Below are 19,776 nucleotides of genomic sequence, written 5' to 3'. Positions count from 1 at the left end.
TTCAATCCCCCTGGATGCCGGCCTTGCGGATCAGGTCGCCCCACTTGGCGCGCTCGCTGTCGAGCAGCTTCGCGAACTGCTGCGGCGTGTCCGAGGTGGCATCCATGCCCGATATGGCCAGGCGGTGGCGGATCTCGGGGTCGGCCATGACCTTGACCAGCGCCTTGTTCAGCTGCGTGATGACATCGGGCGGGGTGCCGGCCGGCGCCACCAGCCCGTACCAGTTGGTGACCTCGTAGCCGGGCACGCCGGCTTCGGCCACGGTTGGCACGCCGGGGAACTGCGGCGAGCGTTTGGCGGTGGTTACCGCCAGCACGCGCAGCTTGCCCGACGCGATCAGCGGCTTGGCCGACGGATCGGAGAACGTGATCGGCACCACGCCGCCCATCACGTCGGTCAGCGCCGGGGTGGTGCCCTTGTACGGCACATGCTGCATCTGCACGCCGGCCAGCATCTTGAACTGCTCGGCAGCGATCTGGCCGATCGTGCCATTGCCGCCCGATGCGTACGAGAACTTGCCGTCCGCGCGCTTCACGGCCGCCAGCAGGCCCTGCACGTCCTTGTACGGCGTGTCGGCGCCGGTCACCAGCACGTTGGGCATGGTCACCAGCACGCTGACCGGCGCGAAGTCCTTCTGCGGGTCGTAGGCCAGCTTGCGCAGGTTCGGCCAGATCGTGAACGATCCCGGCGTGGCGATGTAGAGCGTGTAGCCGTCGGGCGCGGCCTTGGCGACCATGTCGGTGGCAATCAGGCCGCCCGCGCCGGGCCGGTTGTCGATGATGACGTTGGCCTTGAGTTGGTCCGACAGCGCCGGGGCAATGGCGCGCGCCAGCGCGTCGGCACCGCCGCCGGGCGGAAAGCCAACCACCACGCGGATCGGCTTGGACGGATCGGGCCAGGCCGCATGGGCCAGGGGTGTCATGAGGGCAAGGCTGAGAACGAGGGCGCGGCGGGCAAACATGGTGAGGCTCCGATGGTCTTGCTTCAAGGCTTGGTGAGGCGTTGCGGCGCCCGCCCTCTCCCCCGGGGAGCGAACCAGCGCATGCGAATGGCCCTTGGTTTTCTCCCCTCTCCCGTTCACGGGAGAGGGGCGGGGGAGAGGGGCGGGGGAGAGGGCAGGCCGTTGTCATGCCGTACGAAAAGGCTGGATCGATACCGTGTCCCATTCCCACGCCACGAACGCCAGGCGCTCGCCGGTGTGGACCACGGGGTCGCTGCGCAGGCCGATCAGCACGCCGTCGCGCGCGAGCGGCTTGACGGGCGTGAGCGAGGCGTCGAGCTTGAGCGTGTCGCCAATCGATGCGCCTTCGCCGAGCTTGTCTCCGGCCCGTGCCGCCGGGATGAACAGGCCGCCGTCATCGGCGGTAATCCAGCCGCGCCGTGTCACGCGCCGCAGCGTGGTGGCGGCGGGCCTGGCCGGCGGGCCGTCGAGAATGCCCATCTGCACGGCCAGCGTGTGGAAGCCGGTCTCGGCCACGGCGATGTTGTCGGCCTCGAAACGGCTGCCGCTGCCCAGCTCGAGCATGAACGCGCAGACCCCGGCGGCCAGGCACTGGTAGTCGAGCGCGCCGGCGATGTTGCCGGGCAATTCGCCCTTGCCGCCCACGTCCTGCTGGCAGGCCACGTGGGGATGAAATGGCGCCATGGCGGCCAGCACTTCGGCCTCGGTCACGCTGCTGCCCGGGTGGACCTTGTAGACCGTGTAGGGGCGGGCGTCGAACAGCGGATTCATCGTATGCAGGTTGATGAGCACGTCGGCCACGCCGCGCACCTCGCTCATCAGCGCATGGGCCAGCCGCTCGGAGACCAGGCCGCCGGCGCTGCCCGGATAGGTCTGGTCCAGGTCCAGCTCGTCATAGGGATTGCGCTTGCGCCGCGCGTCCAGCGCCTGCGGATTGCCGGTGGGCGTGACCACCACGTTGCCGCGCATGGCCGCGGGGTCCAGGCTGCGCGCGAAACGCAGGGCCGCCACCATGCCGTTGATCTCGTCGCCATGCACCTGTCCATGCAGCCAGAGCGTGCGCCCCGGCCGTGCGCCACGTACGGCCACGTAGGGCAGCGTGACGGACATGCCGGAGGCCATCGAGCCAACGGGCAGCTGCCCGCTGGTGCGGGCAGGGCCGGATTGCTGGCGCAGCCAGTCACCGATGATGGGCATGGGAAGTGTCCTTTTCTGTCGAGTCGAGATGAGCGATGGCGGCGAATGCCTGATCCAGGTCCGCCAGCAGGTCGGTGACGGCTTCCAGGCCGATATGCAGCCGGATCACGGTGCCGTGCTGCGACCAGTCCGTGACGCTGCGCGCGCGGCGCATGTCGGCCAGCACGGCCAGGCTTTCGAAGCCGCCCCACGAGGCGCCGATGCCGAACAGCTGCAGACTGTCGACGAAGCGTTCGGGCGCCACCGGCGCCTGCGAGCGCAACGTGAACGACAGCAGGCCGTTGGTGCCGTGGCAGTCGCGCTGCCACAGCGCGTGATTGGGATCGTGCGGCAGCGCGGGGCAGAAGACCTCGGCCACCTCGGGGCGGTCGAGCAGCCACTGCGCCACGGCCAGCGCGCTGGTCTGGTGCTGGGCCAGGCGCGCACCGAGCGAACGGATGCCGCGCTGCACCAGGTAGGCGTCGTCGGGGCTCACGGTCATGCCGAAGGCATCGGCCATGGTCGCCAGCGGCTGCCACGCGGCCTCGGTGGTGCACACCGTGCCCATCATCACGTCGGAATGGCCGCCCAGGTACTTGGTGGCGGCCATCAGCGAGATGTCGGCGCCAAGCGTCAAGGGGCGGTACAGCAGGCCCGAGCCCCAGGTATTGTCCGCCGCCACCAGCGCACCGTGCGCATGGGCGCGGGCCGCCAGCGCGGGCAGGTCGCACATCTCATAGGCCAGCGAACCGGGCGCCTCGACATAGACCAGCCGCGTGTCGGGGCGCAGCTTCGCGTCCAGATCGGCGCCGTTGGCGGCATAGAAGTCGGCCGCGATGCCGTGCTGGCGCAGGAAGCCGTTGGCCAGGTTGCGCACCGGCTCGTAGACGCAATCGGGCAGCAGCACGTGCTGGCCGGGGCGCACGTAGGCCAGGATCGTCATCGCGGCGGCGGCCAGGCCCGACGGAAACAGTCGCGTGCGATAGCCATCTTCCAGCGTGGTCACCATGTCTTCGAGCGCGAAGTTGGTGGGGTTGCCGCGCGCGCCGTAGGTGAACAGCCGCTCGGTGTCGCGCCGGGCGCGCATCTCGCGCTGCTGCGCGACGGACTCGAACAGCACGGTGCTGGCGCGCACCACGGGCGGATTGACCGGCTGTCCGCCGGGCACGGCCGCGGTGCGTCCGGCATGGGCAAGGCGGGTGGGGATCGCTTTCGTCATTGGCTGGCCTGTGGGTTGGCGCATGTTGTGTGAGAGGGTCGCAAGGCGCGTGCCTGCACCGGTCGATCAGTCCACGTGCGCGCCGGACAGCTTGACGATCTGCGACCAGCGGGCAATGTCCTGCTTCATCTGCGCGGCAAATGCCTCGGAGCTGTTGGCCACCACGTCGCTGCCGCCTTCGTTGATGGTCTTCACCACCTCGGGCATTTGCAGCACCTGCACGATGGCGCGGTTCAGCAGCGCAACGCGTTCCGGCGACGTGCCGGCCGGTACGAAGAAGCCGTACCAGTCCTCGAAGCGTGCATTGCGATAGCCCAGCTCTTCAAGGGTCGGCACCTTGGTGAATACCCCGAGACGGCGCGGGCTGGTGACGGCCAGCGCACGCATGCGGCCGGTCTGGATGAAACTGGACACCGACGACGTGGACGTGATCAGCACGTCCACCTGCCCGCCAAGCAGGTCGTTGATGGCCGGACCCGCGCCCTTGTAGGGCACATGCTGGAGCGAAACCTGGCTGTCCTTGTCGAGCACCACGCCCACCAGGTGCGACAGCGTGCCGTTGCCGGGCGTGGCGAACGTGATCCGGTTCGGCTGCGCCTTGGCCTGCGCGGCCAGTTCCTCGAAAGTCTTCCACGGGGCGTTGGCCGATACCACGATGGCCAGCGGCGCCGCGTTGATCTGCGTGACCGGGATGAACTGCTTGACCGGATCGAAGCCAGGCGCGCGGTACAGCGTCGGGTTGACGGCCATGATCGACACCTGCGAGGTCAGCACCGTATAGCCGTCGGGCTTGGCCTCGGCCACGTAGCGCGTGCCGATGTTGCCGCCCGCGCCGCCCCGGTTGTCGGTCACGGCGCTCTGGCCCAGCACCTGCGACAGCCGCGTGGCCACCACGCGGGTCACGGCATCGTTGCCGCCGCCGGCCGGGAACGGCGAGACGATCCGCAGCGGCTGCGACGGAAATCCGTTGACGGGTGCCATGGGCTGCTGCGCCGTGGCGGCGGCGGACAGCGTGACGGTGCATACGGCAACCAGGTACTGCGCAAGACGTGACGACAGGCGGGATGACATCGGACGGGACATGGGGCGACCTCGTTCTTCTATGGCAGGTGGAAAGTGGAATGGCGCGGGTGGCAATCAGCCGGCGGGCGGGAAGCGGAACGTGGCCAGTTCCTGCGCGTCGAGCTGGGCGATCAGGCCCGTTTCCCAGGCCAGGTACTGGCGCGCGGCGGCCTTGTTGCCGTCGTGGCGGTCGTGTACGAAAAACAGGTAGTCGATGCAGCGCGCATCGGGCAGCGTGTCGGCGCCCTGGCGCACCGCATGGCCGGCATCGCGCCAGGCCGCAAAGCCGCCCTGCAGCCGGCGCAGATCGCGGAAGCCCAGCGCGCGCAGATCGGCCACGGCCAGCTCGGCGGGATCGTCGCCATCGGCATCGCCGATCAGCACCAGCGTGGTGTCGTGCGGCACGCCGCGCAGGTCCTGCGCCAGGCGGGACCGGATGGACCAGCGCGCCCCGGCGACATGTCCGGCGCGGTAGGCCATGCTGCCGCGCAGGTCCAGCGCCAGCATCGACTGGTCGGCCAGGCCCGCTGCCAGCTGCGCGGCGGATATGGCCGGCAGTGCGGTCACTTCATGGGTCGGGCCCTGGGGGGCGCGTACGCCGGCGGCCTGACCGGCCTGCAGGCCGCCTTCGAGCACCACGGCGTCATGGCCCATCTGGCGCAGCCAGCTGGCCACCACCGGGGCGCGCACGCCTTCGGCATCGAACAGCACCAGCCGGGCGCGGCGGATGCCGACGTACTGGTCGGTGGCCTGGATCAACTGGCCGCCGGGCGTGTGCTGTGCGCCGGGCAGCGTCTGGGTGGCGAATTCCTCGGCGGTGCGCACGTCGCACAGGAACGTGGTGCGCGTCGTGTCAGCCAGCCATGCCCGGGCCTGGGCGGCGTCGATGTGGGGCACGTCGAAGCGTTGCGTCAGCGCCTGGGCGGCGCGGCGGGCGGCGTCGATGTCCCGCGGCAGGCCATTGTCCGGATAACGCGCGGTGCCGCCGTGTTCGAGCGGGAAATCGTTCAGGTACCAGCCCTGCGTGCCGTTTTCGAGCGCGTAGACAGGATTGGCAACGCCGAAGTTGATCAGCGACTGGGCGCCGATGATGCTGCGCGTGCGGCCCGCGCAGTTGATGACGATCGGGGTGGTGCTGTCGGGCACCAGGTCGCGCAGGCGATAGGCCAGCTCGCCGTTGGGGCAGCAGATCGCGCCCGGAATGTTCATCTTGCGGAATTCGCTGGCGGGGCGTCCGTCGAGCACGACCGGCGCCTGGGGGCCGGCCTGCATCGCGGCCAGTTCCTGCGCGGTCACGCGCGGCGTGTGGTAATGGTGCTCGGCCAGTTCGCCGAAGGTCTTCGACGGAACATTGACGCCCGCGAACAGCGTATAGCCGGCGGCGCGCCAGGCCGGCATGCCGCCGTCGAGCACGAACAGGTTCGTATAGCCGAGCGATGCCAGCGCCGCGGCGGCGGCCTGCGCCACGCCATCGCCGTCGTCGGCCAGCACGATGCGGGCATCGGTGCGCGGGGCCAGCCGGCCGACATCGAGCTCCAGCCGGCTGTAGGGCATCGGCACGGCATAGAAAGGATGGCCCTCGCCATACTGGCCGTGCTCGCGGACGTCGAACAGCGCGATTTCGTCGGCATCGTGCAGCCAGCCCTTCAGGGTGACGGCATCGACGGCGGTGTAGGTGGGCTGGGTCATGAATTTTTGGGAAAAAGGGGGCCGTCCTCGCTGCGGGAGCGAGGAGTCGGCTTCGATTCAGGAGTTGGCGGGGCGCGGCGGCCCCGGTCAGGTGTGGCTTAGCGGCGGGTCTGGACGCCCATGTTCATGATCTGGCAGCGTCCGGTCTCGAGGTCGAACGTCAGCCGTTCGGTCAGCGTTTCCAGCGCGCGCCCGTACATGTGCAGGTGCCGGATGACGGCATCGCCCCGGATTTCCACCGAATGGATGTCGTCGGGCAGCAGGGCGATGCCGTTGCGCGGGCCCACTTCCACGGTGTGCGAATGTTCCAGCGTGCCCACGCCGGCCTGGCTGCCGTCGTCGGTGCGCACGTAGACGTCGTTGACCTCCACGCCGCTCACGCCGGCCACGCAGGCCCAGGTGGTGTGGTTGTGCGGCGGAATACGCTTGCCGGGCCGCATGACGTTCAGGTACAGCGCGTAGGTCTGGTCCGGGTCTTCGGCAATCAGGTAGCGGGCCTGACGCTCGTTGGCCTCGGGCGGCGGATAGTCGGCTTCATTCCACAGTTCGGTGCGGGCGGCCAGGTCTTCCACCAGGGGCAGCACTTCAGCCAGGCTGGCGCGGGTCACGCCGCCCTTGTCTACAATGTTTCTAATGGATTCGATGGTGTCGCCAACGGCGGACTGGCGCTGTGCTGCGAGGGACATGGTGCGATCAATCCTTGCAATCTCTGTTTTTCGGGGGTAGAACGGTGCTTCGTGTTTCACTGTAATGAACACCTGTTCTGAAAACCACTTAATGCGCGACGAAAATCCATTAGCGCTGCTAATGAATGCGAAACCTTGACCTCGACCTGCTGCGCACGCTGGTAGCCATTGCCGATCACGATACGTTCGGGGCGGCCGCCGAGGCCGTCCAGCGTACCCAGTCGGCGGTGACCCAGCAGATGCAGCGGCTGGAAGAGCAGCTCGACCTGCCGCTGTTCGAGCGGCAGGGCCGCAGCAAGCAGTTCACGCGGCACGGCAAGAAGCTGCTGGAGTACGCGCGGCAACTGCTGAGCACCAACGACGAGGCGCTGCGCGTATTGCGCGAGGGCGATTTGACGGGCTCGCTGCGCATTGGTGCGCCGCACGATGTGGCCGATACCATCCTGCCGGTGCTGCTGTCGCATATTGCGCGGTCGTCGCCGGCCCTGCGGCTGGAGATCCATGTCGGCCGCAGCCCCTTCCTGATGGAGTCGCTGCGGCGCGGTGAAATCGACCTGACCGTTTCCACGCGCGAGGACAGCGCGCTCGAAGGCATCGTGCTGCGTACCACGCCCACCATCTGGGTCTGCGCGGCCGATTTTGTCTATGAGCGGGGCACGGCGGTGCCGCTGATCCTTGCCGACGAGCCAAGCCTGTTCCGCAAGCTGTCGCTGGAATCGCTGACGCAGGCCGGCGTGCCGTGGCGCATCGCCTATCTGGCCCCGAGCCTGATCGGCATCAAGGCGGCATTGCGCGCCGGCCTGGGCATCACGGCGCGCAGCATCGACCTGCTGCAGGCCGACATGCGCATCCTGGGCGAAAGCGATGGCCTGCCACGGCTGCCCGATGTCACGTACTACCTGTGGGCGCGTCCCAATGCGGTCAATCCTGTGGCGCGACATGTCTTCTCGATGCTCAAAACGGCCTTGCAGCGCGGCCTGGCCAGCGCCTGACGCCGGCCGCTGCCGCGAATTCCCAAAGGGCAAAGACGAGATCGTAGGGCGCGCGCAACACTGCGCCAACGAAGAAGATCGTGTATGGATATGCGAGGGCACCTTTCCGTCGGCTTTCAGGGCGGCATTGACGCCCGTCAGGGTAAGCCACAGGCCATGGGAGCCTAATCCGAGAGCCCGTTCCAATGCATCGGTGATGCCGGAGCGGTCCAAAGAAATTCGGAGTCCTCCCATGAAGCTCAGACAATTCCTACCAGTACTGCTGTGGATCACGGCATCCGTCGCCGCCGGCGTGGCGTCCGCCACATCGCAGCCGGCCGAACCCGTACAGCCCATCGAACCCGCAAAGATCAAGGACCCGGCCCGCGTGGCCCTGGGCGCAAAGCTCTGGTTCGATCCGCGCCTGTCGCGCTCGGGCTTCATCTCGTGCAATTCGTGCCACAACCTCAGCATGGGCGGCTCGGACAACCTGAAGACGTCGATTGGCGACAAATGGAACAAGGGGCTGCTCAATTCGCCCACCGTCCTCAATTCGAGCCTGAACTTCGTGCAGTTCTGGGACGGCCGCGCCAAGGACCTGCAGGAGCAGGCGCACGGGCCGATTGCCAACCCGATCGAGATGGCCTTTACGCATGACCTGGCCGTCGATACCGTGAAATCCATTCCCGAATACCGGGCCGAATTCCGCAAGGTGTTCCCATCCGGCAAGCTGACGATGAACGAGATCACGCTGACCATCGCCGCGTTCGAAGAGACGCTGGTCACGCCGAATGCCCGCTTCGACAAATGGCTGAAAGGCAACAAGACGGCCATCGACGCGCAGGAACTGCGCGGCTACCAGCTGTTCAAGTCGTCCGGCTGCGTGGCCTGCCACAACGGTCCGAACCTTGGCGGCGGGTCGTTCCAGAAGATGGGCCTGATCGAGCCGTACAAGACGAAGAACCCGTCCGAAGGCCGGGCCGGCGTGACAGGGAAGGACGCCGACCGCTTCAGCTTCAAGGTGCCCACGCTGCGCAACGTGGCGTTGACCTATCCGTACTTCCACGACGGCGAGGCGGCGACGCTGACCGAGGCGGTGGACGTGATGGGGCGTCTGCAACTCGGCCGCAAGTTCACGGCGGAGGAAAACGCCGATATCGTGGCCTTCCTGCATACGCTGACGGGCGATCAGCCGCGCCTGATGCTGCCCATCCTGCCGCCTTCGAACGACAAGACGCCGAAGCCGCGTCCGTTCGAATAACGGGTCAGCCGCTGCCGCCGCACCCCGGGTGCGGGGCAGCGGCGAAAGCCAATTGAAAGCCCATGGAAAGCTGCTGGAAAGACATGCGATCCATGGACAACCTGCCGCGCGTTCCGTTCGGCGGAATAGCTGGAATTCACTGTTGCGAGAAACGCGTATTGCGGCGCGTCAAATATCCCCTATCTTTGCACCACTGTCGTTCAGATTTTGACCAGGAGGTGCTGAGATGAACAACACGACCCTCGACGCAGGACTTCAGTCCTTCCGCACGCAGGCCAATGACGCTGCCGTCACGGCCATCCATCATCAGGACATCGTTGCCGCGTTCACCGCGCAGCCGTCGGCTTCGCCGGTAGCCGTGCTGCACATGCTCTATCCGCGTACGGACGCCCGCACGCATCGCAGTCTCGATCACCTGGTCGGCGCCCTGCGCAACCACGGGCTGCACGAGGTGGCCACGCTGGTGGAACGCGAGGCGCACTATCTGGTCTTCAAGGATCCTGTGCAGGCGTGGCGTGCCCTGCATGAAATCCGTCACGATTCGCTGGCCATCGGCGTCCATCTCTACTATCGCGGCGCGACCGGCGACGCGGCAGAGCGGGCACTCGACAGCGACGCGCACCGCCTGCACTAAGGCTGCGACGGCGATGCCCGCATCCGGCGATGTGGGCGTTTTTTTTGGGTGCAACGAGGCATCCCGGGCCATCGCGCAGCCACGGGACCGGGCATGGTTGCGATACAGTAGGGGCCGTTCATTCGTCCTCCAAAGAGTGTCCCCATGTCTGATTTCGTAGTCGATCGCGTGCTGCTGACCAATGACGATGGCATCGAGGCGCCCGGCCTTGCCGTGCTGGAGCAGGTGGCGGCCACGCTGGCCCGTGAGGTGTGGATCGTCGCCCCGGATCACGACCAGAGCGGCACGTCGCACTCGATCAGCCTGCACGCGCCGCTGCGCGTGACCGGACATGGCCCACGCCGCTTCGGCATCAGCGGCACGCCGGGTGACTGCGTGGTGATGGCGGCGCGCCATCTCATGCGCGACGCGCCGCCCGATCTGGTGCTGTCCGGCATCAACCGGGGCGGCAACCTGGGGCTGGAAACAGTATTCTCCGGCACGGTGGGCGCCGCCATGACCGGCATGCTGCTCGGCATCCGTTCCATCGCGCTGAGCCAGGTGTTCACCGATCGCGATGCGGTGAAATGGCAGACGTCGCGCGCGCTGGCGCCGGATGTGATCCGCCGCCTGCTGGCGGCAGGGTGGACGGACGGGGCGTGCCTGAACGTGAATTTTCCCGATGTCGAAGCGGAGCAAGCCGGCCCGCTGGAGGTGTCGCGCCAGGGCATGGGGCTGGTCAAGGCCATCGACGTGCGCGCGCATGTGGACCCGCGCGGCATTCCGTACCACTGGCTCCAGTTCTCGCGTGGCCCGCGGCCCGATGTGGAGGATGCCGAAGCGATGGTCGTGGGGCGGGGCGCGGTGTCGGTCACGCCGCTGCGCTTCGAGCGCACCGATGACGACGCGGCCGCCCAACTGGCCACGCAACTGGCTGCCGCCCTCGGTTAGTACCTGGCGTCAGCGTCGCACCAGCAGCGCCACGGGTAGCGTGGCAAATACATCCTTGGCGCGCAGCCATCCCGCGTGGGATGTCACGGCATGGCCGGTCAGGATGTCGGTCCAGCCGTCGCCGCTATTGATGCCGCTACCGACGCCGCTACCGACGCCGTTACCGCCCGCGCCGCCGCCATCGCCCGTATGCAGGCCCGTATCGTGCCAGCAATGCGGTGGGATACGCGGCACGGCCGGGTCCACATGGCGCGCGGCGAGCCGGGTCACGGCCACCACCGCTTCCACGTTGCCGCACTGGCGCGCGAACGCCAGCACGGACCCGGCCAGATCGCCGCTCGCGGACACCGCACGGTAGCTGCCCCGGTCGAACAGCGCGGGGTTGTCGCGCCGAAAGGCCAGCACGCTGCGGATCAGTTGCTGCTTGATGCGGCCGTCGCGCCAGTGCGCAAGCCAGTGCGGCCAGCCCGCCCGGCATTCCAGTTGCGCCTGCAGGCGCGCGTAATCGGGTGCGCGCCGGTTGTCGGGATCGACGAGGCTGAAGTCCCAGGTTTCATTGCCCTGGTAGCGGTCCGGCACGCCGGGCGCGGTCAGTTGCAACAGCGTCTGCGCCAGGCTGTTCAGCGCCGCAGCCGTGCCGATGCGCGCCGCGAAGGCGCCGATGCTCTCCAGCACACTGTCCGGCCCGCCGATGGCCATGGCGGGTAGAAACGCCTCGCACGCGTTCTCGTATTCGCTGTCGGGATGGGTCCAGCTGCCGTGACGCTTGGCCTCCCGAATGGCCTTGCGTTGCCAGGCCAGGATGCGGTCGACGAAGGCGCGCTGGCCGTCTTCGGACGCCAGCGCGCCCGGATCGGCGGGCCATGCGCCCACCAGCGTCTGGTACAGCATCAGGCGGTCGATACCGTCGGGGCCTCTGGGCGATGCCGCCAGCAGCGGCGCCAGATGCGTCTCCCAGCCGGCCACGGCTTCCGCCCAGGCCTCGGGCAACTCGCTCAGCACGGCCAGCCGCATCCGCGCATCCTCGCCGCGCTTATGGTCATGGGTGGATACGGCCAGCATGGCGTGCGGCCATGTGTCGGCGCGCACCTGCATCCGCTGGTGAAAGCGTTCGGCTGCAATGGCCAGCGTGCCCGGATCGCTGCCCACCTCGTTGCGGGACAGCAGCCGCCCATAGCGGTAGAACGCGGTGTCCTCGGTGGATTTGGCGGCCAGCGCCGGCATCAGTTGCTGGAGTTTGGTGCGAAGCTGCCCGGCGGCGGCGTCGAGCGGGGCGTCGGCGCGCAAGGCGGCCACGATGAAGTCGAGCGCGGCCGATTCGTCCGGCGCCAGGTGGCGGCGCGCGGCGTCGGCTGCGGCCGACACGATGTCGTCGTCGAACGAACGGTCCCGGTCATCGTCGCCGGACACGTAGTAGCTGCGGTACACCGGGATGGCCGTCATGAATGCCGACAGCGCATGCTGCAGCGCGTGCGGCGACAGGTCGCGCGTGGCGACGTCGCTGCGGGCCCGCGCAAGCAGCCGCGCGCAGAGCGACGCGACCTCCGTGACAAGATGGCGGGCCAGCACGCGATGCCGCCCGGCATGCACCTGTTCGGCAAACGTGCGGTCGTCGCCGCTGATCTGCAGCCAGAGCATGTTCAGCGGGGCCACGCCGTGCAGGTCGTGGAGCACCGCGCCCACCTCGTCCATGAAGTCGTAGCCGGTGGTGCCATCCACCTGCCAGTCGCGCGGCAGCGGTTCGCGCTCGCCCAGGATCTTCTCGACGACCAGCCAGGGATGCGCGCGCGCCAGCGCGGCAGGCCGGCCGGGCCGCAGGGCGTCCAGGCGCGCGCGTACGCGGCGGCAGTAGCCGGCCGGGTCGGCCAGGCCATCCACATGATCGATGCGCAACCCGTCGATCCAGCCCTCGCGGTAGAGACGGAACGGCAGCGCGTGCGTGGCCTCGAACACGTCCTCGCACTCCTGGCGCACGCCTACCAGTTCCGTGATCTCGAAGAAGCGGCGCCAGTTCAGCATGGCGGCCCCGGTGCGCCACCACGCCAGCCGGTAGGGCTGGCGTTCCAGCAGCGCGTGCAGTGCCTGTGCGTCGGTGGGCAAGGCTGACCCATCCGGCATCGACAGCGGCAGGTCGTGGTCGCCGTAGCGCAGCGTCGGCCGGCCATCGCTGCCGCGTTCGACGGTCAGCGCGCCCGACTCCAGCGTCTGCCAGTACGGGTCGCCCAGCACCGGCAGCAGCACCTTGCCACGCAGGGCGGGGTCGGGTGATTGCCAGTCGATATCGAAGTCGTGGGCAAACGGGCTGCGTTCGCCCTGCGCCAGCACATCGCGCCACCATGCGTTGTGCGTGGCGTCGGCGGCCATGTGGTTGGGCACGATGTCCAGCACGATGCCCAGGCCGGCTTCGCGCGCCTGGCTGGCCAGCGCCACAAAGCCGTCTTCACCGCCCAGCGCCGTGCTGATCCGCGTGCAGTCGGTGACGTCATAGCCGTGCGTGGAGCCCGGCCGCGCTTCGGTGATCGGGGACAGATACAGATGGCTGATGCCGAGCCCGGCGTAATAGGGGACCAGCGTAGCGGCATCGGCAAAGGTGAAGCCGGCATGCAGTTGCAGCCGCGCCGTGGCGCGGGGCACGCCGGCATGATCGAGGTCGGCGTGATGCACGTCGGCGGGTGTGGTCATGGCGGTGTCAGGCGGGATGCAGGCAGGTGACGCAGCAGCGTTCGGTCAGGATGCCGGCGTTGAGCGATGCAATGGCGCCAGCCTGGCTGGCATGCAGCATCCGGCCGCCGGCGCAGTCGGCTTCCACGGGCTCGGCGCCAAGGTTGAGCCAGATTGACAGCTGGCTGCCGTCGCCCAGGCGCCAGCGCGCCACCAGCGCGCGGTCGGCCAGTGGCGTGACGCCAATCGGCTGGCAATGGCGCAGCCTCGGCACGATCTCGTTGCGGCGGATCGACAGCAGTTCGCCGTAGTAGTGGTTCCACGCGCGGCAATCGCCGTCGGTATCGTCGCAGACCGGACGCGAGGCATCGAACGTCTCCGGCGCGTTCGGGTCGGGGATGCGCGCGGCATGGGCGTCGTCGCGGAAGGCCGACGAGGCGGCGAATTCGCGCCGCCTGCCGTCGCGCACCGCCTGGGCCAGTTCCGGCGGATGGTCGGTGAAGTAGAGGAAGGGCGTGCGCGCGCCATGCTCCTCGCCCATGAACACCAGCGGAATCTGCGGGCAGAGCAGTTGCAGCGCCACCGCCGCGCGCAGGGCGTCGGGGTCCGCCAGCGTGGTCAGGCGTTCGCCGAACGCACGATTGCCGGTCTGGTCGTGGTTCTGCAGGAACATCACGAAGGCCGTGGGAGGCAGCCCGGCGCTGGGCTGCCCGCGCCGGACCTCGCGGCCCTGCAGCGGGCCATTCTCGTCGCCGCTGCGGTGGGGCGACACTTCGCCCTGCCACGCGAAACCTTCGCCCAGCACCCGTGCCAGGTGATGCAGCGCGGGCGTGCCGATGTCTTTTGCCGCCGTGGCGCCGGGCAGTGCCGACTGATACTCGCGGTAGTACCCGTCATGCTCGCCCGTCAGCAGCACGTGCAGCGCGTGATGGGCGTCGTCGTTCCACTGTGCGTCGTAGCCGGCCTGGATCAGCGCCACGTCGTTGTGATCGTTCTCCAGCACCAGATGCACGTGCCGGTCCGGCAGGCATGCGCGCAGTTCCTGCGCCAGCTGGGGCAGCCAGCCCTTATCCTCGATGGCATGCACGGCGTCGAGCCGCAGTCCGTCGAAGCGGAACGATTCCAGCCAGTAGCGCGCGTTTTCGCCGAAGAAGCGGCGAACCTCCGCGCGGCGGAAGTCGATGGCCGGCCCCCACGGGGTTTGCCGGTCGGTGCGGAAAAAGGGGCTGGCGTACTGGTGCAGGTAGTTGCCCTCGGGCCCGAAGTGGTTGTAGACGACGTCGAGCAGCACCATCATGCCCAGCCCATGGGCGGCGTCGATCAGCGCGCGCAGTGCGTCGCGCGAACCATAGCTGTGCTCGGGAGCAAACGGCAGCACGCCGTCGTAGCCCCAGTTGCGGGCGCCGGGAAACTCCGACAGCGGCATCAGTTCGATGGCGGTGAAGCCCAGCGCCGCCAGGCGGTGCAGTTCGGACATCACGCCGGTGTAGCCGCCGCACAGGCCCACGTGAAGCTCGTAGATCACCGCTTCATGCCACGGGCGTCCGCGCCATTCCGTATGCTGCCAGGCGTAGGCCGCGCCGGCCTCCGGCAGGCACAGCACGCTGGGGCCATGCACGTCATCGGCCTGCAGGCGCGAAGCCGGGTCGGGCACGATGGTGCCGTCGTCGAGCCGGAACCAGTAACGCACGCCGTGGCAGCACGGCACCACCGCTTCGAACCAGCCGCGTTTGCCTTCCGTCATCACCACGGGGGCCATGCCAGCGACTTCGAGCCGTATCGCATGGCCCTGCGCGGCAGCGTCTGGCGCCCACAGCCGGAAGCGCACGCGGCCGTCTGCCAGGCGCACCGGGCCGAACCAGTAGCCCTCGGCGGCTTCGTCGCCGCAGGGCAGCAGCCTGGCATCGGCGCCCAGGGTTTGCCAGTTCCGGCGGACCGGCGCGCCGTCACGGGGCGGCGGGGATGGCGTAGCAGTCATCATCTGAGGCTACCTTCGTGCAGGCACATCGCACATCCAGTTAGGGGACACGCCGGACGCGGTTCAGGCGGGCGTCGCGGCCGCCCCGGCGTCGGACGGCGACAGCGCCGGTGCGTCGGGCACTGCCACCGGACGGCGACCACCGCGCGCCGGCTGTACCGTCGGCGCTGCTGCCACGGCTTCCACGTCCACGACCGGCACGTGAGCCAGCGCCGGGGCCAGCGCGCCATACATGGCGAGGTACTGGCGCGCGGGGCCTTCCCAGCCGAAGTCGGTTTGCATGCCGGTACGCTGCAGGCTGCGCCAGTGGCGCTGGCGACCATACCATCCTAGTCCACGGGTCATGGCTGCGCACATCGCCTCTACGGATTCGCCGTCGAAAACAATGCCGTTCGCGCGGGCGGCCGGTGCGGTGCCGTCGCCCACGTCGCGCACGGTGTCGGCCAGGCCACCCACGCGCGACACGATCGGTACGGTGCCATAGCGCATGGCATAGACCGGCGTCAGGCCGAAGGGCTCGAAGCGGCTGCCGTGCAACAGCATGTCGGCGCCTGCGTGCAGCAGATGCGCATCTTCCTCGCGATAGCCGATGGCCACGCCCACGCGCTGCGGATGGCGCTGGGCCAGTGCGCAAAATGCGGCTTCTAGCCTGGGATCGCCGCAGCCCAGGATCACGAACTGCGCGTCGGTGTGTGTGGCCAGTGCCAGGGCGATCGCGTCGAGCGCGACATCGGCCATCTTCTGGTGTGTCAGGCGGCTGCCCATGGCGATCAACGGCCGGTCGGCCTCCACCGGCAGCCCGTGGCGCTGCTGCAGGGCGGCCTTGCAGGCGCGCTTGCCTGCCAGGTTGCGCGCGTCGTAGCACTGCGGCAGCAGGCGGTCGGTACGGGGTGACCAGGTGTCGGTATCGACACCGTTCGGAATGGCGCCCAGCACGGCCGCGCGATGCGCCAGCAGGCCGTCCAGCCCATGGCCGAAGTGGGGCGTCAGGATTTCGCGCGCATAGGTATGGCTGACCGTGGTGATGCGATCGGCATAACGGATGCCGGCTTTCAGGAAATTGATCTTGCCCCAGAACTCGATGCCATCGGGTGTCAGCGATTCCGGGGGCAGGCCCAGCGGCCCGGCCGCGGCCATGGGAAACACGCCCTGGAAGGCCAGGTTGTGAATCGTGCAGACGGTGGGCGTGTGCAGGCCGCGCGCATGCATCAGCAGCGGCGTCAGCGCCGCGTGCCAGTCGTGCGCATGGACCAGGCTCGGCACCGGCAGCGGCGTCTCGCCCGCCGCGATGGCCGTGGCGGCATGCGCCAGCGCGGCAAATCGCTGGGCGTTGTCGCAGAAGTCGCGGCCGGTGGCGTCAACGTACAGCGATCCCGGCCGGTCGTAGAGCGACGGGCAGTCGAGGAACACCACGCGCACGCCGCTATCCGGCATCTGGCCTTGCAGCAGGCGCGCAGGGCTGTGTCCCGGCGGCAGCGCCATCGGCAGGCGGATCGCGCCGAGACTGCGCACGTCGCGCGCCGCCGCAATGGCGCGCGGGTAACCGGGCATCAGGATCGTGACATCGGCGCCGCGCTGCAGCAGCGCACGGGCAAGTCCGCCTACCACGTCGGCCAGCCCGCCAGTCTTGGCCAGGGGCTGGGCTTCTGCCGCCACAAACAGGGTGTTCGCGTTCAAGGAAAGACTCCCGCTGGTTTGCCGTTCTGCTGGGATGGGGTGGATGCTCCGTGCGGCGCCGCACACAGGGGCCGCAGGACGCAGGGGAACAGCAATGCGAACTTTGTGCCAGCCCCGGCGCGGGCTGGCGTGCCGCGTGACGCCTGAGGCGGCTGGACTTGCGGGACGGGCGCGGAGCAACGCCGATGTATAAGGTGCCGCCACTTTTGTAGAAAGTGCAGCAAGCGGGCCAGACATCCACCAATCTGCAATCGGTGGATCGGCCCGGGTGGCATGTGGCGGCAGCGCTACCGCGTTGGCTGCCGCCTGTGACGCCGCGCGACTATTGGCAGCGTTCGCTGAAGCCGGCGATGGCGTCGCCGGCGCGGCGCTGCCCCTGCACCTGGCCGCTCGACCGCCGGAGCAGGCACACGGGCACTGGGTCGACATGCCAGACGCGCGCGCAATACTCGCGGATGGCCCGGTCCGACGAGAACCGGCCCGAGCGCGCCGTGGACAGTACCGACATGCGCTGCCAGCGCGCCGGGTCCGCATAAGCGGCGGAAACATCGCGCTGGCACTGCAGGTACGACGCGAAGTCGGCCATCAGCATGTACGGGTCGTGCTGCAGCAGCCCGTCGAACAGCGGGCGGAACACGGCCGCGTCGCCCTTGGAAAAGAACCCGTGCTGGATCAGGTCCACCACGGCACGCAGTTCGGGGCTCGATTCGTAATACGTGGACGGATGATAGCCGGCCGCCCGCAGCGCATAGACTTCGGACGCGTTGAGCCCGAACGGGAAGAAGTTGTCCGCGCCGATGGCGTCGCGCAGTTCGATATTGGCCCCGTCCATGGTGCCGATGGTGATGGCCCCGTTCATAGCGAACTTCATGTTGCCGGTGCCCGACGCCTCCTTGCCGGCCAGCGAGATCTGTTCGGACAGGTCCGCCGCGGGGTAGATCTTCTGGCCGTAGGTCACGTTGAAATTTGGCAGGAAGACCACCTTGAGCCGGTCGCGCACCTGCGGATCGCGGTTGACCACCTCCGCCACCGACGTGACAAAGCGGATCATCAGCTTGGCATAGTGGTAGCCCGGCGCGGCCTTGCCCGCAAACAGGAAGGTGCGCGGCGGGATCTCGGCGTGGGGATCGGACTTGATCTGGTGATACAGCGCGATGATGTGCAGCACGGCCAGGTGCTGGCGCTTGTATTCGTGGATGCGCTTGACCATCACATCGAACATCGACGCCGGGTCTACCGTCACGCCGGTGGTGTCGCGGATCAGCTGCGCCAGGTCGCGCTTGTTGTCGCGGCGCACGGCCTGCCACTGGGCCCGGAAACCGGCGTCGCCGGCGTACGGCTCCAGCGCCTGCAGCTGGTCCAGATCCTTGATCCAGCCATCGCCGATGGCATCGCTGACCAGCCGGGTCAGCCGCGGGTTGGACAGCGCCAGCCAGCGCCGGGGTGTGACGCCGTTGGTGATGCTCGTGAATTTCTCCGGCCACATCGCGTAAAAGTCCTGCAGCACGTCCTCGCGCATCAGGCGCGAGTGCAGGTCGGCCACGCCGTTGATGGCGTGGCTGCCCACGCAGGCCAGCCCGGCCATGCGCACGTAGCGCCCGCCCTGCTCGTTTACCAGCGACAGCCGCGCCAGCCGCGATTCGTCGCCATAGAAGCGGATGCGCACCTCGTCCAGGAAGCGCGCGTTGATCTCGTAGATGATTTCCAGGTGGCGCGGCAGCACGCGCCGGAACAGTTCCAGCGGCCACTGTTCCAGGGCCTCGGGCAGCAGCGTGTGGTTGGTGTAGGCAAACGCGTTGCGGGTGATGTACCAGGCATCGTCCCAGGTCAGGCCGTGATCGTCCACCAGCAGCCGCATCAGCTCGGCGATGCCCACGGCGGGGTGGGTGTCGTTGAGCTGCACGGCAAACTTCTCGTGGAAGCGGGACACCGGAATGCCGTGCGAGGCCAGCAGGCGCAGCATGTCCTGCAGCGAGCACGCCACGAAGAAGTACTGCTGCTCCAGCCGCAGTTCCTTGCCCTGCTGGGTTTCGTCGTTGGGGTACAGCACCTTGGTCAGGTTTTCCGAGGTCACCTTCTTGCTGACCGCGCCCAGGTAGTCGCCCCGGTTGAAGGTGTGGAAGTCGAACGCCTCGGTGGCTTCGGCGCGCCACAGGCGCAGCGTGTTCACGGTGTTGACCCGGTAGCCCAGGATCGGCGAATCGAACGGCACGCCCACCACGGTCTTTTCGGGCACCCAGCGTACGCGGTAGCGGCCCCGGTCGTCGGTGTAGTGCTCGGTGTGACCGCCCAGCCGCACCTGCACCGCCCATTCGGATCGCTGGATTTCCCACGGATTGCCATGGCGCAGCCAGGTGTCGGTGGTTTCCACCTGTTGTCCGTCGATGATGTTCTGGTGGAAGATGCCGTATTCGTAGCGGATGCCGTAGCCCAGCGCGGGAATTTCCAGCGTGGCCAGCGAATCCATGAAGCAGGCGGCCAGCCGGCCCAGGCCGCCGTTGCCCAACCCCGGTTCTTCCTCGTGCGACAGGATGTCGTCCAGATCCAGGTCCAGCGTGGTCATGGCCGCGCGCACCTCGTCGACGATGCTCAGGTTGACGAGGTTGTTGCCCAGATGCGGGCCCATCAGGAATTCGGCCGACAGGTAGGCCACCGTGCGCGACGGCTGCGTCTGGTAGGTTTCGGCGGTGCTGATCCAGCGTTGCACGAGGCGGTCGCGCACCGTGTGCGCCAGCGCCTGGTAGAGATCGTTGCCGCTGGCATGGCCGGGCAGCTTGCCCTGGGTATAGAACACATGGTCCAGAAAGGCGCGCCGGATGGTGGCGCTGGACATCGCGGTGCGCGTGTCGTCCGGGTTCTCCTGGGCGGTCG

Annotated in this window: 14 protein-coding genes; 4 read left to right on the top strand and 10 right to left on the bottom strand. The window is 68.3% G+C overall.

Translation table 11 applies throughout. The features are described from left to right. Position 1 precedes the first annotated feature (1 nt). The 6 genes from AC24R4_RS03700 to AC24R4_RS03675 all read right to left on the bottom strand — a co-directional run bounded on the left by AC24R4_RS03700 (position 2) and on the right by AC24R4_RS03675 (position 6,793). Positions 2-922: a Bug family tripartite tricarboxylate transporter substrate binding protein gene (locus AC24R4_RS03700; RefSeq protein ID WP_487522261.1), complete on the bottom strand. Its 921-nt coding sequence runs from the start codon at positions 920-922 to the stop codon at positions 2-4. A gap of 204 nt (positions 923-1,126) precedes the next feature. Next, a complete protein-coding gene (locus AC24R4_RS03695; RefSeq protein WP_400394525.1) occupies positions 1,127-2,158 on the bottom strand; it encodes a M14 family metallopeptidase in 1,032 nt (343 codons plus the stop codon). Then, entirely contained in the window at positions 2,142-3,356 is a 1,215-nt protein-coding gene (metC, locus tag AC24R4_RS03690; protein WP_400394524.1) for a cystathionine beta-lyase, read from the bottom strand. Before metC ends, AC24R4_RS03695 begins: the two co-directional genes overlap by 17 nt. 66 nt (positions 3,357-3,422) lie before the next feature. After that, positions 3,423-4,439 (bottom strand): Bug family tripartite tricarboxylate transporter substrate binding protein, encoded by a 1,017-nt coding sequence (locus tag AC24R4_RS03685; RefSeq protein ID WP_400394522.1) that lies wholly within the window; start codon positions 4,437-4,439, stop codon positions 3,423-3,425. Positions 4,440-4,493: 54 nt separating this feature from the next. Then, a complete protein-coding gene (locus tag AC24R4_RS03680) occupies positions 4,494-6,107 on the bottom strand; it encodes a rhodanese-like domain-containing protein (RefSeq protein WP_400394520.1) in 1,614 nt (537 codons plus the stop codon). Between the two features lie 98 nt (positions 6,108-6,205). Further along, the gene (locus AC24R4_RS03675; protein ID WP_400394518.1) at positions 6,206-6,793 is read right to left on the bottom strand and encodes a cysteine dioxygenase family protein; all 588 of its coding nucleotides are present in this window, start codon (positions 6,791-6,793) and stop codon (positions 6,206-6,208) included. Between the two features lie 125 nt (positions 6,794-6,918). Here AC24R4_RS03675 and AC24R4_RS03670 point away from each other — a divergent pair, with 125 nt between their 5' ends. From AC24R4_RS03670 to surE, 4 genes are all read left to right on the top strand, one after another. Further along, on the top strand, positions 6,919-7,785 hold the full coding sequence (locus AC24R4_RS03670) for a LysR substrate-binding domain-containing protein (RefSeq protein ID WP_153945989.1): 867 nt from the start codon (positions 6,919-6,921) through the stop codon (positions 7,783-7,785). 232 nt (positions 7,786-8,017) lie between these two features. Continuing rightward, positions 8,018-9,025 carry a cytochrome-c peroxidase gene (locus AC24R4_RS03665; RefSeq protein ID WP_487522260.1) on the top strand — a complete coding sequence of 336 codons (1,008 nt, stop codon included), beginning with the start codon at positions 8,018-8,020 and terminating at the stop codon, positions 9,023-9,025. Positions 9,026-9,251: 226 nt separating this feature from the next. After that, complete coding sequence (locus tag AC24R4_RS03660) at positions 9,252-9,659, top strand: hypothetical protein (RefSeq protein WP_487522259.1); 408 nt, start codon at positions 9,252-9,254, stop codon at positions 9,657-9,659. 144 nt (positions 9,660-9,803) lie between these two features. Continuing rightward, positions 9,804-10,589 (top strand): 5'/3'-nucleotidase SurE, encoded by a 786-nt coding sequence (gene surE, locus AC24R4_RS03655; protein WP_487522258.1) that lies wholly within the window; start codon positions 9,804-9,806, stop codon positions 10,587-10,589. A gap of 9 nt (positions 10,590-10,598) precedes the next feature. Here surE and treY read toward each other — a convergent pair whose 3' ends face one another. The 4 genes from treY to AC24R4_RS03635 all read right to left on the bottom strand — a co-directional run bounded on the left by treY (position 10,599) and on the right by AC24R4_RS03635 (position 19,738). Further along, a complete protein-coding gene (gene treY / locus AC24R4_RS03650; protein WP_487522257.1) occupies positions 10,599-13,271 on the bottom strand; it encodes a malto-oligosyltrehalose synthase in 2,673 nt (890 codons plus the stop codon). A 7-nt stretch (positions 13,272-13,278) separates the two neighbouring features. Further along, positions 13,279-15,228: a malto-oligosyltrehalose trehalohydrolase gene (treZ, locus tag AC24R4_RS03645; protein WP_487522973.1), complete on the bottom strand. Its 1,950-nt coding sequence runs from the start codon at positions 15,226-15,228 to the stop codon at positions 13,279-13,281. A gap of 63 nt (positions 15,229-15,291) precedes the next feature. Then, positions 15,292-16,905, bottom strand: coding sequence for a glycogen synthase GlgA (gene glgA, locus AC24R4_RS03640; RefSeq protein WP_487522256.1), 1,614 nt, complete (start codon positions 16,903-16,905; stop codon positions 15,292-15,294). A gap of 322 nt (positions 16,906-17,227) precedes the next feature. Then, positions 17,228-19,738 (bottom strand): glycogen/starch/alpha-glucan phosphorylase, encoded by a 2,511-nt coding sequence (locus AC24R4_RS03635; protein ID WP_400396050.1) that lies wholly within the window; start codon positions 19,736-19,738, stop codon positions 17,228-17,230. Positions 19,739-19,776 lie beyond the last annotated feature (38 nt).

It is taken from the genome of Cupriavidus sp. CER-90 (assembly GCF_057652055.1).
The sequence above is the reverse complement of the archived record's forward strand: the minus strand, read 5'-3'. Positions and strand labels throughout refer to the sequence as shown.

Bases quoted from the DNA above. Each gene is read 5' to 3' on its own strand.
- AC24R4_RS03665 (WP_487522260.1), top strand. From the start codon at position 8,018: ATGAAGCTCAGACAATTCCTACCAGTACTGCTGTGGATCACGGCATCC.
- metC (WP_400394524.1), bottom strand. From the start codon at position 3,356: ATGACGAAAGCGATCCCCACCCGCCTTGCCCATGCCGGACGCACCGCG.
- AC24R4_RS03680 (WP_400394520.1), bottom strand. From the start codon at position 6,107: ATGACCCAGCCCACCTACACCGCCGTCGATGCCGTCACCCTGAAGGGC.
- AC24R4_RS03660 (WP_487522259.1), top strand. From the start codon at position 9,252: ATGAACAACACGACCCTCGACGCAGGACTTCAGTCCTTCCGCACGCAG.
- AC24R4_RS03675 (WP_400394518.1), bottom strand. From the start codon at position 6,793: ATGTCCCTCGCAGCACAGCGCCAGTCCGCCGTTGGCGACACCATCGAA.
- treZ (WP_487522973.1), bottom strand. From the start codon at position 15,228: ATGACTGCTACGCCATCCCCGCCGCCCCGTGACGGCGCGCCGGTCCGC.
- AC24R4_RS03700 (WP_487522261.1), bottom strand. From the start codon at position 922: ATGACACCCCTGGCCCATGCGGCCTGGCCCGATCCGTCCAAGCCGATC.
- AC24R4_RS03670 (WP_153945989.1), top strand. From the start codon at position 6,919: ATGCGAAACCTTGACCTCGACCTGCTGCGCACGCTGGTAGCCATTGCC.
- AC24R4_RS03695 (WP_400394525.1), bottom strand. From the start codon at position 2,158: ATGCCCATCATCGGTGACTGGCTGCGCCAGCAATCCGGCCCTGCCCGC.
- surE (WP_487522258.1), top strand. From the start codon at position 9,804: ATGTCTGATTTCGTAGTCGATCGCGTGCTGCTGACCAATGACGATGGC.
- treY (WP_487522257.1), bottom strand. From the start codon at position 13,271: ATGACCACACCCGCCGACGTGCATCACGCCGACCTCGATCATGCCGGC.
- AC24R4_RS03685 (WP_400394522.1), bottom strand. From the start codon at position 4,439: ATGTCCCGTCCGATGTCATCCCGCCTGTCGTCACGTCTTGCGCAGTAC.
- AC24R4_RS03635 (WP_400396050.1), bottom strand. From the start codon at position 19,738: ATGTCCAGCGCCACCATCCGGCGCGCCTTTCTGGACCATGTGTTCTAT.